The organism is Paenibacillus sp. J5C2022 (assembly GCF_025567625.1).
In the GTDB taxonomy this organism is placed as follows: domain Bacteria; phylum Bacillota; class Bacilli; order Paenibacillales; family Paenibacillaceae; genus Pristimantibacillus.
Map to the genome: position 1 here is coordinate 1 of NZ_JAOQJC010000021.1, position 15161 is coordinate 15161.

Here is a 15161-nt window from a genome sequence, read left to right on the forward strand (position 1 = left end):
TTCTATAATTTCAAAACCCATTAATTTATAGTTTTGTTCCTTCAAGACATTTATTTTCTTTAAATAGAACTCCTTAGCTTCTTCATGAGATATTGTAGTTCCTTCTGTATAATGACCATCTCCAGTCTTAGCATCATAATCATATAGCTGTAACTGTTCAAACGCTTTTAACATTTTTTTCTTGTTCGATAAGGTATTCTCATTCCTTGCTGTCTATATAACGAAACCAATCTAAACAATGTTGCAAATATTTGGTTACAACACCATTGAAGCGGTTCATCCATTTCTTCAAGCGACTGTGATAGCTGTTAACAATTCCTCTCATTTTATTCTCCACCAATGCGTTATCCATGGCCTGCTCTTATTTCATGCATTTATTTAAGATTCGTTAAAGGTTAGCCAGCTAACATACAATCATAAGCCGCAACAATAATGATTGGGAGAGGATGGATGCCATAGATGGCCATTGAAGTGTTTAACCGGTATGAGAACAAATATTTGCTTGATGACGCAGCCTATCGATTATTTTTTAACGATTTGCTTGCTTATATGGAGCTTGACGATTACAACAAAAAGCATGAATTTTATTCCATCACAAACCTGTATTTTGACACCAAGCATGATTCCTTGATCCGCAACAGTTTGGCGAAGCCGAAATACAAGGAAAAGCTTCGTTTGCGTGCTTACGGCATACCGAATGAAGAAACAAAGGTGTACTTGGAAATTAAGAAAAAGGTGTTCGGACTGGTGAACAAGCGAAGAACGGCTCTGAAGCTGCAGGAGGCGTATGCGTTCGTCCGCACCGGAATTGCACCGGAATTCAGGGCTTATATGAACAAGCAGGTGCTTGAGGAGATCGGGTACTTGCTTCAGCGGTACGACTTGCAGCCGAAGGTGTATATGGCTTATGAACGCAAAGCTCTGTTCTCCAGAGAGAGCCGTGACTTGCGAATCACGTTCGATACGAATATCAGAAGTCGGCGGTACGCGCTCAATATGGAGCAAGGCGATTTCGGGGAGCCGCTAATCGAGGATGGGAGATGGCTAATGGAGGTCAAAGCAGAGAAGACGATTCCGCTCTGGCTGTCTAAACTGCTTTCCGAGCACGGGCTTTACCGCACAAGCTTCTCCAAATACGGCAATGAGTACAAAAAAATAATGAAATCTACTCACACAGAAAGAGAGAGTGTCTTATATGCTTGATACTTTGTTTAGCGATACGCTAACGAGCACGAGCTTTAGCTTTTGGAGTGCGCTCATGACCATTGCAATAGCTATTGTGCTCGGGGGTCTTATCAGTGTGACCTATATGAAAACGAATCCGAATGGCTATTCGCAAAATTTCACCTTAACGATGATTATTTTGCCCGTTATCGTCGCCATGATTATCCTCTTGATTGGAAACAATATTGCGAGAGCATTCAGCCTTGCCGGGGCATTCTCCATTATCCGGTTCAGAAGCGCGCCCGGCGATCCGAGGGATATCGCATATGTGCTGTTTACGATGGCGGCGGGACTTGCGTGCGGTGTCGGGGCATTCGGCTATGCTGTATTGTTTACGGTGATCCTATGCCTGCTCATGGTTATGCTGAGCCGGTTCAATTTCGCCGCGAATAAGAAGACGCAGAAGCTGCTTAAAGTGACCATTCCAGAAAACTTGGGTTACGAAGATGCATTCACCGAAGTGTTCGAGCAATTTGGCGTTGGATATGAGTTGAAGAAGGTTCGAACGACTGAGCTTGGCAGCTTGTACGAGCTGGTATATAACGTAGTGATTAACGATTCCATTAGCCAGAAGGCATTTCTCGACGCGATCCGGTGCCGGAACGGCAATCTGGATCTTTCACTGACGATGGTTCCTAGCGGAAATACAGACTACTAACTAATTTCGGTCGAAAGGGTTGAACTGCGATGAAAAAACAATGGCAATCAAAAAGCAAGCTGGCTGCTGCTGTATTGTGCTGCATGGCGTTGACCGTATCGGCTTGCAGTGAAGGTGACAGTCTACCCGTTAGTACAACATCGACAGCGACTGCAACACCAAAAACCACTGCAGAATCGGTATCTGCAACAGCCGATACGCAGACGAATAAGCCAGGTTATGTGAACGAGATGGACAAAACGAACATTATGACTATTTCCATCAACGTGGACGAAGCCCAATGGCAGGAGATGCTGGACAATGCATCGGAAGAGGAATATATCTCAACTGATATTACAATTAACGGCACAACGATCAAAAATGTGGGCATACGCCCAAAAGGCAACTCCAGCTTAAGAAAGGTTTTAGACAACGACACAACGGACCGATTCAGCTTCAAAATTAAGTTTGATAAGTATGTGGAGGATCAAACCTGGCTAGGTCTTGATAAAATTGTCATTAATAATATGGATGCCGATAAAAGTTATTTGAAGGAATACATCAGCTATGACATTATGAGCACAATCGGCGTTGATGCACCGCTGTATGCTTTCGCAGATATTCAAGTAAACGGGAAGGCATGGGGATTCTACTTAGCTGTTGAAGTGCTTGACAGCGCTTATCTCGATAGAACGAAGGAAGGCGAGGGCGAGCTGTACAAACCGAACAATGATGGAGACATGGGTCAGATGGGGGGATTTGGGGGGCGCGCGCCGGAAAATGGAGAAGCGTCCGGGAATTTGCAACAACCGTCGGACATGCAGTTCCCAGAAGGCATGCGGCCGCCGTCGGACATGCAGCTCCCAGAAGGCATGCAGCCGCCGTCAGATATGCAGTTCCCTAATGGGGATATGGGCGGTCGGGGTTTTCCGGGAGGGATGAATGGCGCTCAGAACGGGGTTTCTCTAGCGTATAGCGACGATGCCATCAGCAGCTATTCCGCTATTTTTGACAATGCCGATACCAAAACGACCGAAGAGGATCATCAGCGGATTATTACTGCGCTAAAGCATTTGAATGACGGGACTGATTTGGACACCTATGTGGATGTTGATGCGGTATTGAAATATTTTGCGGCTCACACCGTTGTCGTCAACATGGACAGCTATACGTCCACCATGGGTCACAATTATTATCTCTATGAGCATGATGGGCAAATCAGCATCTTGCCGTGGGATTACAATTTAGCGTTCGGGGGGTTCCAGGGAGGCACTGCAGGGGATGTCGTCAATCTTGCAATCGACACACCCGTATCTGGCGTCAGTCTCGAAGACCGTCCGCTGCTTGGCAAGCTGTTAGAGGTACCGGAATATAAAGAAAAATATCATGCCTATTTGCAACAAATTATGGACGGCTATTTTGCTAATGGGAAATTCGAACAAACGGTTGCCAGCCTTGATCAACTCATTTCAGATTATGTAAAGAATGACCCCAGCTCCTTTACGACTTTCGAAGCGTATAAGCAAGCAGTTGTCGAATTGACAAAGCTTGGCACGTTGCGGGCGGAAAGTATTCAGGGCCAGCTGAACGGTGAAATTCCGTCTACGACTGAAGATCAAAAAGCGGACTCCGGCAAGCTGGTCGACGCATCATCTGTTGATTTGTCGAAGCTGGGCGATATGGGAAGGGGAATGCCAGGCGGGAATCGATTCGGAGGAGGCATGCGCATGGGAGAGTCTCCGAACACCTCTGGATAAGTGCAACTGCAATGCCGTTGATACGTGGAAAACGGGACAGCACATAGCGGCTCTATAGAGTCGCTATGTGCTGTTATGTTATATGCCGATTAAAAATTGCTCATAAGTGCCGGCTTCCCAACACGGGGGTAATAATATCCCGCTTATATTGCTCTACCGCTTCGTCGGTATCGATCGTATAGCCGCACTCCAACCCGACGAATCCGGAGAAGCCGGTTTGTTTAATCGCGGTCAGTATGTTCACGTAGTTAAGCTCGCCCGTCCCCGGCTGCTTGCGACCCGGATTGTCCGCAATGTGGAAGTGGTTGATTCGGTCGATGTAGCCTGTTGCGTTCCGAATGACGTTCCCTTCCGTAATTTGCTGGTGGTAGACATCGAAGACGAGCTTGACGTTCGGACTGTCTACCCGGTCGATGACTTCCACCGATTCGTCCGAACGCTGGAGGAAGTGTCCCTTATGGTCGACAAGGCCGTTAAGCGGCTCGACTTCCAGGACAATTCCCGCTTCTTCTAGCAGTGGCGCGCAATGCTTGAGCGTCTCCACCATGACAGACCTTTGATCTTCGCGAGGTACACCGGCCAGCTCATTGCCCGTCTGAGAGATAATGGAGGTGACATTCAGCATCTTGCACGCTTCAATCGTATCCCGTACGCCGGCAATATAGGCGTCCCTGAGCGATTCGTCGACCAAGCTGATAAATCTTGTGCATGTCGCGTTGATGCCAACGCCGATGCGCTCCTGCTCTTTCGCGATCCTTCTCAGATCGCCAAGATCCCACCACGCATAATACTCCAAGCCGTGCAGGCCATGCTCCTTCAATTTCTCCAAATGATAGATGACATCTTTGCCGCTATAAGCGCCGATGCACAATGAAAATTTCATAGTAAATTCCCTCCATTCTATAAAATTATGCAAGTGATACGGGTTTGCCGGAGACGGCGGATTCGTTGGCTGCCACCGTAATTTCGTGGGTGCGCAGCGCATCTTCGTAATCGGACAAAATAAGGGAGGTGTCACCAGTCCGAAGCGCGTGGATGAAGGCTTCATCTTCGGCGGCAGTAGGCTGCAGCTTATTGGTATGTGTCTGAACGCCTTCCGTCCCGATCTCCTTCAGTGAATGTCCGCCAACCTCCAGCACGCCTTTGTCCGTGTAGATATTTAGTCCGACATGGTGTCCAACCGGCATCATACATGTATTGGAGATGGTGGCGACCATGCCGTTCGCAAGCTTCATGGTAACTGTTCCGACATCGGGAACGTCGGTCCCTTCCACCTTCTCACCCATGACTTTAAGCGAATATGCCGCGTAAACCTCTGTCACCTCGCCGCACAAGTAGCGAAGCAAATCGACGATATGCGTTGTTTGTTCGACGAACTGGCCACCCGATCCCGCCTGGACTCTCCACCAAGGCACCATCGGCATCCCGCCCATCCAATAACCGAGTGCCATGCCAGGAGTTCTATCCGCCAGCAGCTTTTTGGCCAAATGGGTGGCCTCGCTGTAGCGCCAGTGATAACCGACAGATGTGATCAGCATATTGGTTTTGATCGCCTGACTAATGGCGGAGGGTGTGTCACGGTCGATGCCAAGCGGCTTTTCTACCAGAAAGGGTATGGCCCGTTCAATCACTTGCCGTTCAACATCTCCGTGGGCCAGCGGTGGTACGCAAATGTAGACGCCATCAAGCTTATTGTCGTCAAGCATATCGTTCACTTTGGCATACGCTTTGGCACCTTGGTGTTCCGAAGCCGCTTTCTGCGCACGCCCAAGGTCGACATCGCAAAAGGCGCTTAGGGATACGCCCTCTATCTGAACTAAGTTGCCAATATGATGATTGGCGATGCCTCCGGTTCCGATAAACCCAATCTTCACAGTCATAATCGTTATCACTCCCATTCCTGAAAGTCGGATATTTTAACTATGTAAGTTATTTTAATTGATCCATTTCCGTATTAATATATCATATATAGCGCTTTCAATATCGAAAAATGAAACTGGAGGAGCGGTTATGAGCAGCAGCTACGGCAGGCATTTCGTAACAACGGAACGGGATAGGGGGCTGCCGCTGCATCTGGGCAGCGTCGGCCTGTCGACGCATCAGGGGGCCATCTATCGGGAAAACGGATTTCATAATTTCCATTGGCTGCACACAGTTGCCGGAGTCGGCGAGTTCTCTGTGAACGGAAAAACGGTGAAGCTGTATCCCAATCAGGGCATTCTGCTCAAGCCGAATGTCAGCCACAGTTATTATGCGGAAACAAGCGTCTGGTCGACATGGTTCATGACCTTTGACGGAGCGCTCGCCAATCCCATCACCGCATCGCTTGATCTTCAGCACATGCAGCCGCTGAGCTGGGATGCCGATTCTCCGCTTGCAGAGATCCACCAGCAATTCTATCGTAAATGCAATCACAGCTTCGACCTCGCAGGGGTCAACGGTTCGCTTGAGGTGTATGCCTTCCTGACGCTTATCAAGCAGTTCGGACAAGCCGGCAGGAAGCCCTCCTTGTCCGAGGGCCATGAGAGGCTGACGCCTCTTTATTTACTTATTGAAGAAGCATACGGGGACCCCGGTCTTGGGTTGGAACAGATGGCGAATACATTGCGGATTAGCCCACAGCATTTGAATGCGTTGTTCCGCAAGAGCTGGGGGATAAGTCCATATCAATATTTGCTGCAATTCCGAATTCAGAAATCGAAGGATATGCTTCTTTCCGGCAATTGTCCTGCTGTGAAGGACATTGCCATAACGGTGGGCTTCCAGAGCGATAGTCACTTTGTATATTCGTTCCGTAGAATGACCGGCATGACGCCGCTGCAGTTTCGAGCGCACTATGGGAATGGCTGAATCAGAAATACAACTTTACGGAGCAATCCAATCGGCTTCGAACGATTATGAGGAGGACGTGTTAGCATTGCGCTAGCAGCATTTGAATGGCACTCAATAGGGTGCCTCATCAGCCTGTTGAGAGAAACCTCTCAACAGGCTTTTTTCGTCCATTTTTTTCTATGTCCATGTCTTCCGGCGGCTCGTTTACGCTCTGTTTTTTCGATGTTATACTACTCTAAGAACAGAGAAATAGAATAGATTATGTCGAATTGTGGGGAATTTTAAATAAGCAGGGATGATTATGGCAGAAAAAATGGGAGAAACGGTTGTCCTTATTCCGTCGCTAGAGCCGGATGAGAGGCTGATATCATATGTGCATCAATTGCGAGAATACGGTCTGAAGAATATTGTCATCGTAGACGATGGATCCGGCGAGGAGTACCAGCCCATTTTTCACGAGCTTGATAAGAATGGTTGTGTCTTGCTGCAGTTTGCGGAAAATCAGGGGAAGGGTGCGGCGCTTAAGCACGGTTTTCAGTATATAGGCCAGCAGTTCGAGAAGGTGTCTTGCGTAGTAACTGCCGATTCAGACGGACAGCATGCCGCGGAAGATGTATATCGTCTTGCGGAAGAAGTGAAACGGTATCCTGAGGCGCTGATGCTCGGGGTAAGGGATTTTAGCGGGAAAGGGATACCGGCCAAGTCCTTGCTGGGGAATCGCACTACTTCTGTTATTTTTGCTCTGCTATACGGCAAGAAGCTGTCAGATACCCAGACAGGACTTCGCGCATTTGGTCCCCGGCTGCTCGCATTCATGCAGAATGTTCGAGGCACTCGATTCGAATACGAGTTGCAAATGCTCATTGCCTGTATTCAATCCGGCGTACCCATTGTTACTCTGCCCATTCAAGTCATCTACGAAAATGGAAATGCAGGGACTCATTTTAAAGCGGTCAGGGATAGCGCCAGAGTGATGAGAGTTCTGTTCTCCAACTTCTTGAAGTTTATTTCTTCTTCGGCTGCCAGTGCTATCGTCGACTTGGGAATTGCATGGCTTCTAATGGATTTACTGAAGCCCATGCTTGAAGATCAGGATTACTTGAGAATTCTATTGGCAACTGTAATCGCTAGAATCATATCCATTATGGTCAACTATTTGCTGAATAAGCATTTTGTATTTCATAAAGAGGAAAGCCGGGGAAGTCTATGGCGTTATTTGACGCTATGCGCATTGGTCATATTGCTTTCCAGCACAGGGGTATATTTCATCCATACAGTCTTCAACGTAAGTGAGAAATTAGCGAAACTCGTCTTTGATGCAATGCTGTTCCTGCTGAGTTTTCAGGTGCAGCGTCGGTGGGTCTTTGCAGCAAGGAGGCAGCGGCTCTAATGATTAACGAAAAGCGGCAGAATGTTATGTTTGTCGTCACAATGATCCTCATGTCAATCTATTTGCTATGGCGAATGCTGTTCACCTTGCCATTGGACCAAGGTTTTCTTAATCTCTTTTTTGGCATCCTGCTTTTGGCAGCTGAGACGGTAACGGTGTTGACAACCTTTGAATTGTTCATTCAGAAGATGCAGAAGAAGCGGACGAAGCTGGACTTTCCGACTATACCGCCGGACTATTATCCAGATGTCGATGTGTTCATAGCTACACACAATGAACCTGTCGATATATTATATAAAACGGTCAATGCCTGTACATGTATGGATTACCCGGACAAGCGAAAGGTTCATATCTTCTTATGCGACGATGGGGGACGACCTGAGGTTGAGGAGCTCGCCAGGCAGTTTGGCGTCGGTTATATCGGCTTTCCCGGAAACACGGAGGCCAAATCCGGCAATTTAAACAATGCGCTGAGCAAAACTTCCTCCCCGCTCATTGCTACATTTGATGCCGATATGATTCCGCAGCATACGTTTTTGATGAAAACCGTTCCCTATTTCCTGCTCTCGGAGTTCGTAAAGGAAAAGGGGGAATGGAGGCTCCGAAGAGCGGACGAACGGGATGATCACTTTAAACTCGGACTGGTTCAAACCCCTCAGAGCTTTTACAATCCGGATTTATTCCAGTTTAACCTTTATGCCGAGCAGGGCATTCCGAACGAGCAGGATTTTTTCTCAAGAGAAGTTAATATTTTGCGGAATGCCTCCAATGCCGTAGCTTATACAGGGAGCAATACGGTTATTTCCCGGAAGGCAATGGAGGAAATTAACGGCTTCCCACTGAAAACAATCACTGAGGATTTCGAAACGAGTATTCGTCTGCAGCAAGCGGGCTATATGACTTATGCAACCGAAGAGGTTCAAGCTGCGGGTCTGACTACGACAACGGTTCAAGGCATGGTTAAGCAGCGTATCCGCTGGGCAAGAGGTATTATCCAAAGCTTGCAAAATACACGAGCTATCTCTTCCAAAAAACTGCCCTTCTGGACGAGAATCACCTATATGAGCAGTTTCCTGTACTGGTGGTCTTTTTTTAATCGGTTAATTTTCATTCTCGCCCCTATTCTGTTTGCGTTATTCGATTTCCAAATTGTAAGTGTGAGTTTTTGGCAAATTTTGATTTTTTGGCTTCCGTCTTATTTTTTCTATAGCATGTCCATGCGTTATTTATCGAGCAATATTCGCAATCAGCGATGGAGTCAAGTGATCGACACGATTTTTATGCCGTATTTGATCGTACCCGTGCTGCTTGAAACCTTGCACATTCACGAAAGAAAATTCAAGGTGACGAACAAGAAGAGAGCGTCCGGCCAAGAATGGATGAGATCATTAAAGTATGCGATTCCTCATCTCTTCCTGCTATTTCTTTCGGTTGCGGCTCTCATTCGATATGTGGACGGCAAGTACGGTGTGGCTCTCTTCTATAGCAGTATCATCATTTTCTGGTTGGTTCATAATATGATTGCATTATGTTATGCCTTATTCTTCATGATCGGACGCCGCGCTTATCGAGAGACGGAGCGTATCCGGGCGGAAGAGGATGTGACGATCAACCATGAAGCGAGCACCCTTCGCTATGAGGCCCGAACCGTAGACGTATCGGAGCAAGGCATTGCTCTCTATGTCGCTCACCCTATTTATTTGCCGCCGAAGACAACCGTCTCCTTGCATGTTAGAAGCAAGCGCTACGAAGCGAATCTGGAGGCAGTCATCGTCTATGTCAAGAAGGATGGAGAGGGCTGGCGATATTCGGCAACGGTCAAGCCAGTCAGTGAGACGGATAAACGCCAATACATGCAACTCATCTATGATCGCAAGCACTCCTTGCCGGAGCAGATGAACTTATGGGATACGGCTTATGACGATATGGTTCGCAATGTGAAGCGGCGCGTGGTTCAGCCCCTATCGCATCATAGGAATATGCCTCGAATTCCGCTTGAATATCCAATTGTTTTTACGAATGGAGATAGCTGTACGCTGCGCAGCTTTAATTTCCTTTATTTTTCCGCCACCGATTTTCAAGGCGATACTTCGACCGGGGAGCGGGTTGCTTTTTACACGAGAAATAATATTGAGGTTATCTTGGAGCATACGAGAAAAACTAGAGCCCGTCGTCATGAGCTGCTTCTCTCGGTCGTTAATATTGACGATCTTGTGGAGCGCGGCCTTATCGATCTGTTGATGGATGATCTGGGCCATTCACATGCCGCGAGCGCTTTAGAGGACTAGGAGAGATAGAGATGCAGATTATGCTTCAACTTTTGATGGTAGCACTTCTGGTATTCTCCTGTTTGGGTTACATGCTGCTTGTTCGAAAAAAATTGTCATTGCCATGGGAGTTTATTCCTGTATTTGTGTTCTCATCGATTGCTTGTATTGTGTTTCTTGGCGGCTTGGCGGGACAGCTATTTTCGGTCAGCCTTGCAGTCCTGATTCTGGGCCTGCTTGTCTATGCGGTGATCGCGTTTCATTGGATGCAAAAAAGTGCTGCTATTTCTTTTCGATTCTCCTTCTCCATTTTCCATGTCGCTTTTTTGCTGGGAAGCTCAGTTTTTTTGCTGATGCTCCTCCAGAACAAATTGACGCACTACGATAACTTTTCTCATTGGGCGATTGTATTAAAGGTCATGTTGAGCACAGATGCTTTTCCGACCCCGGCCGCCGATCTTATTGATTTCAAAAATTATCCGCTGGGCGTCACATCGTTTCTTTATTACATCTGCCGGTTTGCAGGGCATGGTCAATCCGTTATGCTGCTTGCGCAAGGGCTGCTTATTTTTTCCGGATTCTATGCCGTGTTTGGCATCATTTCCGAGAGGAGGCGTTTTCTCCTTTATGCTTTTCTCGGATTAGGCTTATCTACGCTTTCCTTTTTTAATATCACGATTCGTATTACCAACTTGTTGGTGGATTTCTTGCTCCCGGTATATGCTTTAGCTATTTTTGCGGTAGTTTACCGGTATCGAGATGAGTTGACACGTGCGTGTATAATCATTCTCCCGCTTGCGGGACTGCTGGCGGTTATGAAGAGTACCGGTATTATTTTCGCAGCAGTCGGACTAACCTACCTCATCTATACATGGCTGACGCATTGGAGCAAGCCAGTGCGGAAGAATATGCTCGCTGTTGCCGGTCTGCTCTGCGGCGCCTTTCTTCCTTATTTCGGCTGGAGCTGGCGTATGTCGACAGTCTTCCATGGAGTTGAGAATAAATTCGACGTTTCTTCCTCTGGCTTGCAGAATATGGATCAGGCCAAAACTGCGGAGCAATTGCAGGATATTGTTTCGCTATTTCTGAAGTCCGGCACCGATCTTACGACAAGGCCGGCGATGGGGATCGTGGCCTTCGAGCTACTGGCAATTGCCGCTTCTATAATCGCGGCAGTTGTGTTCAAGAAGAAGTGGCATCTGTGGAAAGTGCTGCTTGCCCTTAATCTTGTGCTGTTGTTGTACTATGCAGGAATTCTGGGACTGTATCTCTATTCCATGCCGCTGGACGAGGCAATTCGGCTAGCCGGCTTCGAGCGTTACGCATCGAGTATCGTGGTACTCTTCGTCGGCGGTCTGGTCATGTGCGCAACGGTCGATCTGGAGCGTTCCTTTCATGTGCAAATCGGTGACGTGTCCGGATATCGCGCATTTAAGAGTGTCAAGACGAAAGGCTATTATCAAAAAGGCATTATGGCCTGTACGGCTGTTGCCATCATCGTGCTATTATCGGAATACAATGGCATTCTCACCATTGCCAAAAGCTACGAATCAACGCTGCCATACCAGATTCAAACGGTTACCGGCGATCGATGGTACGAAAGCGGTCGAGAGGATAACAGCAAGTACCTGCTTTACGCCACGGACACAGATGAACAGATAACGAGTTATTACATGCAGTATGTCGGGAAGTATTACTTGTATGCCCCGAGCGTGGACGGAATCTGCTGCTTCTATGAAGACAATATGGATAACCTGCTCGGCGGCTATGATTATTTGGTCGTCGTGGAGAGCGACTCTGACGGGAAACGGTTGTTGAAGAAGCATTATGGCATCGACATGCAGGAAGGTATCTACAAAATTACACGTTCCGGGGAGCAAATCGCTCTCACTTTAATGCCAAGCCCTCTCCCAACTTAAATCTTCCTGCCCACAATAAAATATTCTTGAGAGCTTTTCTTCAAGCAATCCACATCAACAATTGAAAAGCTCTCCTTCATTTCTGTGACACCTCTTCTCCTGAGCATTCCTTGAAGCCCTTCAGGATTAACCAAAGAGCCACAACCAATTGCTGAATGGCAATCGGCACGTTCAACAACATGTAGGCCGTATCCAGGCCGATGGAGCCAAGCATAAATAATAAGCTCGCCAATATGGACAATGCAGACCCGATGAGCCCTGAAAGCGACAGCCAGCGCGGAATTAATTCGGTGCGGTAGAGCTGGCAGTTGAATAAGAACATAGCTATAACAAACGCCAGTGTCGTAGCGACATGGTTGACCAAGTCACGTCCTTCACGCAGCAGTTCGCCGAGGGCCTGATAATACGATTCATGAGCAGTTCCAGCTATTGCGAAGTGATGGCTTAATGCCAAAAGCAACAGAAGGATGATGACACCCAGAACAATGAATACTCCCGCCATAATGCCGAAAGCAACCGATCCCAACGCAATCCCTTTATGATGATTGCTTACAATCGGATACAGCAAAATAGGTATGCCAACATAGGCGATCACCATTAACAACTGAGAAAATGCTCCTAACAATACCTGAGTTTCATTCGTGGAAGCCTTGACCAGATAGTCTGCTCCATCGATAACGGGAACAACACTAAATATGCCTGTTACCAATCCGGCGATGAATAACACCCCAATAATGACGGCAGATCTTCTACTGGAATTTGTGTGCGTTCTTGCCATAGTCATTCTCCCTTCTCCTGTTAGACATATGGACCTCCTCATGAAGACATTTGTGTGAACTAAATTATACATAATGTAATTTATATGTGTCTAAATGTCAAGTTTACTTTACTTAAAAGGGGTGATACCGCCAAAGCTCGATGAGGTGCTTTGCGTGGTAGGGCAAGCGTTACGAAGAGGGACATTTGTACAATTGTCTTGGTCAATCGATGTCGGGCAAGGGCTATCGTTAAGATAGCCCGCCCTTTTTTATTAATTCTCGATATTCTTCCTTTCATATTTTATTTTGATTCATATACATGGCTCATGTAGCCATTTAATATTTGTAATGCATCGCCTCCCAATCGTTAGAATGCGCATTTATTTAGCTCTACTCATTTACAAACCGATGGTCGGTATTTATAATGGGATTAAGTTCATAATAACCACAAGGCAACGGAGGAACGATTATGAAACAAGAGGAACGCAGGCAACAGACCATTAGGCGGCTGATGGCTACCACCAAGGAATTGATTATGGAGAAGGGCTGTCAGTCCATGACGATGCAGGATATTGTGAACAGATCGGGGATGTCCAAAGGCGCCATCTTTCACTATGTAAAGAACAAAAATGAAATCTTCATCTGGGTACTGCAGGAGCGGCTGGAGGAAACCAACGAACGCTTTATGAAAGAAGTGGAACAGGGCAGCCCCAACTTCGACGATCCAATGGAGAAAATCAGGGAAAGCATTATCGCTTACGAAAATCCGAATGACGTAACGAATAAAGTGCTGCTGTACTTGCTGGGAAAAGAAGAAGACCCGCTGGTCGCGCAAGCGTTGAAGAATTATTACGATCGCTCTGCTTACTTATCCAAGCTGTGGATTGAGACGGGTCAAAGGCACGGCGTCATTCCTGATACTGTCGAGTCGGAGAAAACGGGAGATATGTTCACGCTCATCACATTCGGATTAAGAGTCCGCTCAGGCATTCCACAAGCGCAAGCAGCTTTTAAAGCTCAAGATTTATCGGAGTTTATCCGCGATAGGTTATCGTGGCAGGTTAGATGACAACCAATGGAGAAGGAAAGGGTGAAGGAATATGAATGTATGGTTAACGCTGCACTTGGTCGGCGTCTTATTCATGGTTGGAAATGTTATAACAGCAGCCTTTTGGAAGATAAGGGCCGATCTGACCGGGAAACCGTCGATTATTCATCATACGGTCAGAAATGTCATGATCGCCGATTATGCTTTTACCATTCCCGGTCTTGTCCTCATCATAACCTCAGGCGCTGTAATGGCCGGAAATAATGGCGTTTCGTTGCTGGGGTTCAATTGGCTTACACTTTCGCTGATCTTATTTGCAATGACCGGTTTGATCTGGCTGGCCATTTTCATTCCGCTGCAGAACAGAATGATTCGGCACAGTCACGAATGTATGAAGACGGGGGCGATCACGACCGAATATCGCCTTGCATCCCGTCAATGGGCCATTTATGGTGTAGCTGCCACACTCCTGCCGATCGTCATTTTGTACCTGATGGTGATGAAAGGGTTTTAGCTTTTCTTCCCCAATACAGCAACCAGATGACAAGCCCTAGTTCGCCTATAATCATGGGTATGCTCAAGCCGGCTTCCAGCAGCTTGATTAACCCATCCAGTTCGGGCAAGAAGTTCTTCAGCGAATGAATGACCATATAACTGACTCCTGCCGCAAGCAACAGAATGCTGACCAGCTTCGGAATATGTCTGGCCTTTAATGCTATGAAGCTGCTGACGAGGAGATGGACCCCGAATATGATTAATCCGAATGACCAGATCGATTCAAAAGAGGAGATGGACAGCATCACTTGCGAAGCCAGCCGCTCTGTCGACTCGCCGAACATAGCGTTATCGGCTCGTATAATGTGCTGCGCCACGACAAGATGGGATACGGCAACGGCCAGCATACCGGTATAGACCAGACGAAGCCAACCGGCCAGCAGGGCGTACTCCCGATGAACGGGCTTCAGGAAAACATAGAAGGACCAGGAAACGATAATGTCGGTGATGATAATGATAAGCCAGCCAAGTATCTCCAAGTTAAATAGTGAACTCGACTGTTGGATGTTTGTTAAAGTCATTACGGCATCTTCGCTTACGATTAATGTGCTATGGACGTAGCCATAAGCGAAAAATGCGGCAAGTGTCATGATCAGCAAGGATATTCCGGCAATGACGGCAGCTTTATGCGATATGTTCTGATCGTTGTTCAGGTTTTTCATCACGAACCTCCTCTGTTTGCTTGTATTATAGTCTTCGATCGCGACGATCTCATTGACTTAAGTCAAGGGACAGGCTGCTGCTGCAAAAAAATAGGGGTCAACCGGAACGTTC

The 15161-nt window shown here is 47.2% G+C and carries 13 protein-coding genes and 1 pseudogene; 9 read left to right on the forward strand and 5 right to left on the reverse strand.

What is annotated here, in order from left to right:
• Window positions 1-211: 211 nt before the first annotated feature.
• Window positions 212-313, reverse strand: a pseudogene (locus M6D81_RS31845) (IS1595 family transposase); the annotation flags it as partial.
• Window positions 314-459: 146 nt separating this feature from the next.
• Between M6D81_RS31845 and M6D81_RS17335 the strand changes: the two are divergent.
• From M6D81_RS17335 to M6D81_RS17345, 3 genes are read left to right on the forward strand one after another with little or no spacing between them, the layout of a single operon-like run.
• Window positions 460-1203, forward strand: coding sequence for a polyphosphate polymerase domain-containing protein (locus M6D81_RS17335; protein WP_262678177.1), 744 nt, complete (start codon window positions 460-462; stop codon window positions 1201-1203).
• Entirely contained in the window at window positions 1196-1882 is a 687-nt protein-coding gene (locus tag M6D81_RS17340) for a DUF4956 domain-containing protein (protein WP_262678178.1), read from the forward strand. The genes M6D81_RS17335 and M6D81_RS17340 overlap by 8 nt, the downstream gene beginning before the upstream one ends.
• A 29-nt stretch (window positions 1883-1911) precedes the next feature.
• On the forward strand, window positions 1912-3618 hold the full coding sequence (locus M6D81_RS17345; protein ID WP_262678179.1) for a CotH kinase family protein: 1707 nt from the start codon (window positions 1912-1914) through the stop codon (window positions 3616-3618).
• Between the two features lie 100 nt (window positions 3619-3718).
• On the opposite strand, the gene M6D81_RS17350 is transcribed toward M6D81_RS17345, so the two are convergent.
• Complete coding sequence (locus M6D81_RS17350) at window positions 3719-4501, reverse strand: TIM barrel protein (protein ID WP_262678180.1); 783 nt, start codon at window positions 4499-4501, stop codon at window positions 3719-3721.
• Window positions 4502-4526: 25 nt separating this feature from the next.
• Complete coding sequence (locus M6D81_RS17355) at window positions 4527-5498, reverse strand: Gfo/Idh/MocA family protein (protein WP_262678181.1); 972 nt, start codon at window positions 5496-5498, stop codon at window positions 4527-4529.
• Between the two features lie 130 nt (window positions 5499-5628).
• Here M6D81_RS17355 and M6D81_RS17360 point away from each other — a divergent pair, with 130 nt between their 5' ends.
• The 4 genes from M6D81_RS17360 (at window position 5629) to M6D81_RS17375 (ending at window position 12026) form a co-directional block, all read left to right on the forward strand.
• On the forward strand, window positions 5629-6468 hold the full coding sequence (locus tag M6D81_RS17360) for an AraC family transcriptional regulator (RefSeq protein WP_262678182.1): 840 nt from the start codon (window positions 5629-5631) through the stop codon (window positions 6466-6468).
• Between the two features lie 283 nt (window positions 6469-6751).
• Window positions 6752-7840 (forward strand): bifunctional glycosyltransferase family 2/GtrA family protein, encoded by a 1089-nt coding sequence (locus M6D81_RS17365; protein WP_262678183.1) that lies wholly within the window; start codon window positions 6752-6754, stop codon window positions 7838-7840.
• Window positions 7840-10128 (forward strand): glycosyltransferase family 2 protein, encoded by a 2289-nt coding sequence (locus tag M6D81_RS17370; RefSeq protein ID WP_262678184.1) that lies wholly within the window; start codon window positions 7840-7842, stop codon window positions 10126-10128. The genes M6D81_RS17365 and M6D81_RS17370 overlap by 1 nt, the downstream gene beginning before the upstream one ends.
• A gap of 11 nt (window positions 10129-10139) precedes the next feature.
• Window positions 10140-12026 (forward strand): hypothetical protein, encoded by a 1887-nt coding sequence (locus M6D81_RS17375; protein WP_262678185.1) that lies wholly within the window; start codon window positions 10140-10142, stop codon window positions 12024-12026.
• Window positions 12027-12102: 76 nt separating this feature from the next.
• Here M6D81_RS17375 and M6D81_RS17380 read toward each other — a convergent pair whose 3' ends face one another.
• A complete protein-coding gene (locus M6D81_RS17380; protein ID WP_262678186.1) occupies window positions 12103-12810 on the reverse strand; it encodes a DUF4386 domain-containing protein in 708 nt (235 codons plus the stop codon).
• Window positions 12811-13253: 443 nt separating this feature from the next.
• Here M6D81_RS17380 and M6D81_RS17385 point away from each other — a divergent pair, with 443 nt between their 5' ends.
• Both M6D81_RS17385 and M6D81_RS17390 read left to right on the forward strand, forming a co-directional pair.
• Window positions 13254-13853 carry a TetR/AcrR family transcriptional regulator gene (locus M6D81_RS17385; protein WP_262678187.1) on the forward strand — a complete coding sequence of 200 codons (600 nt, stop codon included), beginning with the start codon at window positions 13254-13256 and terminating at the stop codon, window positions 13851-13853.
• A 31-nt stretch (window positions 13854-13884) separates the two neighbouring features.
• Window positions 13885-14346, forward strand: a complete 462-nt coding sequence (locus M6D81_RS17390) for a DUF2269 family protein (RefSeq protein ID WP_262678188.1) — start codon at window positions 13885-13887, stop codon at window positions 14344-14346.
• Here M6D81_RS17390 and M6D81_RS17395 read toward each other — a convergent pair.
• Window positions 14312-15049: a DUF4386 domain-containing protein gene (locus tag M6D81_RS17395; RefSeq protein ID WP_262678189.1), complete on the reverse strand. Its 738-nt coding sequence runs from the start codon at window positions 15047-15049 to the stop codon at window positions 14312-14314. The genes M6D81_RS17390 and M6D81_RS17395 overlap by 35 nt on opposite strands.
• Between the last annotated feature and the right edge of the window lie 112 nt (window positions 15050-15161).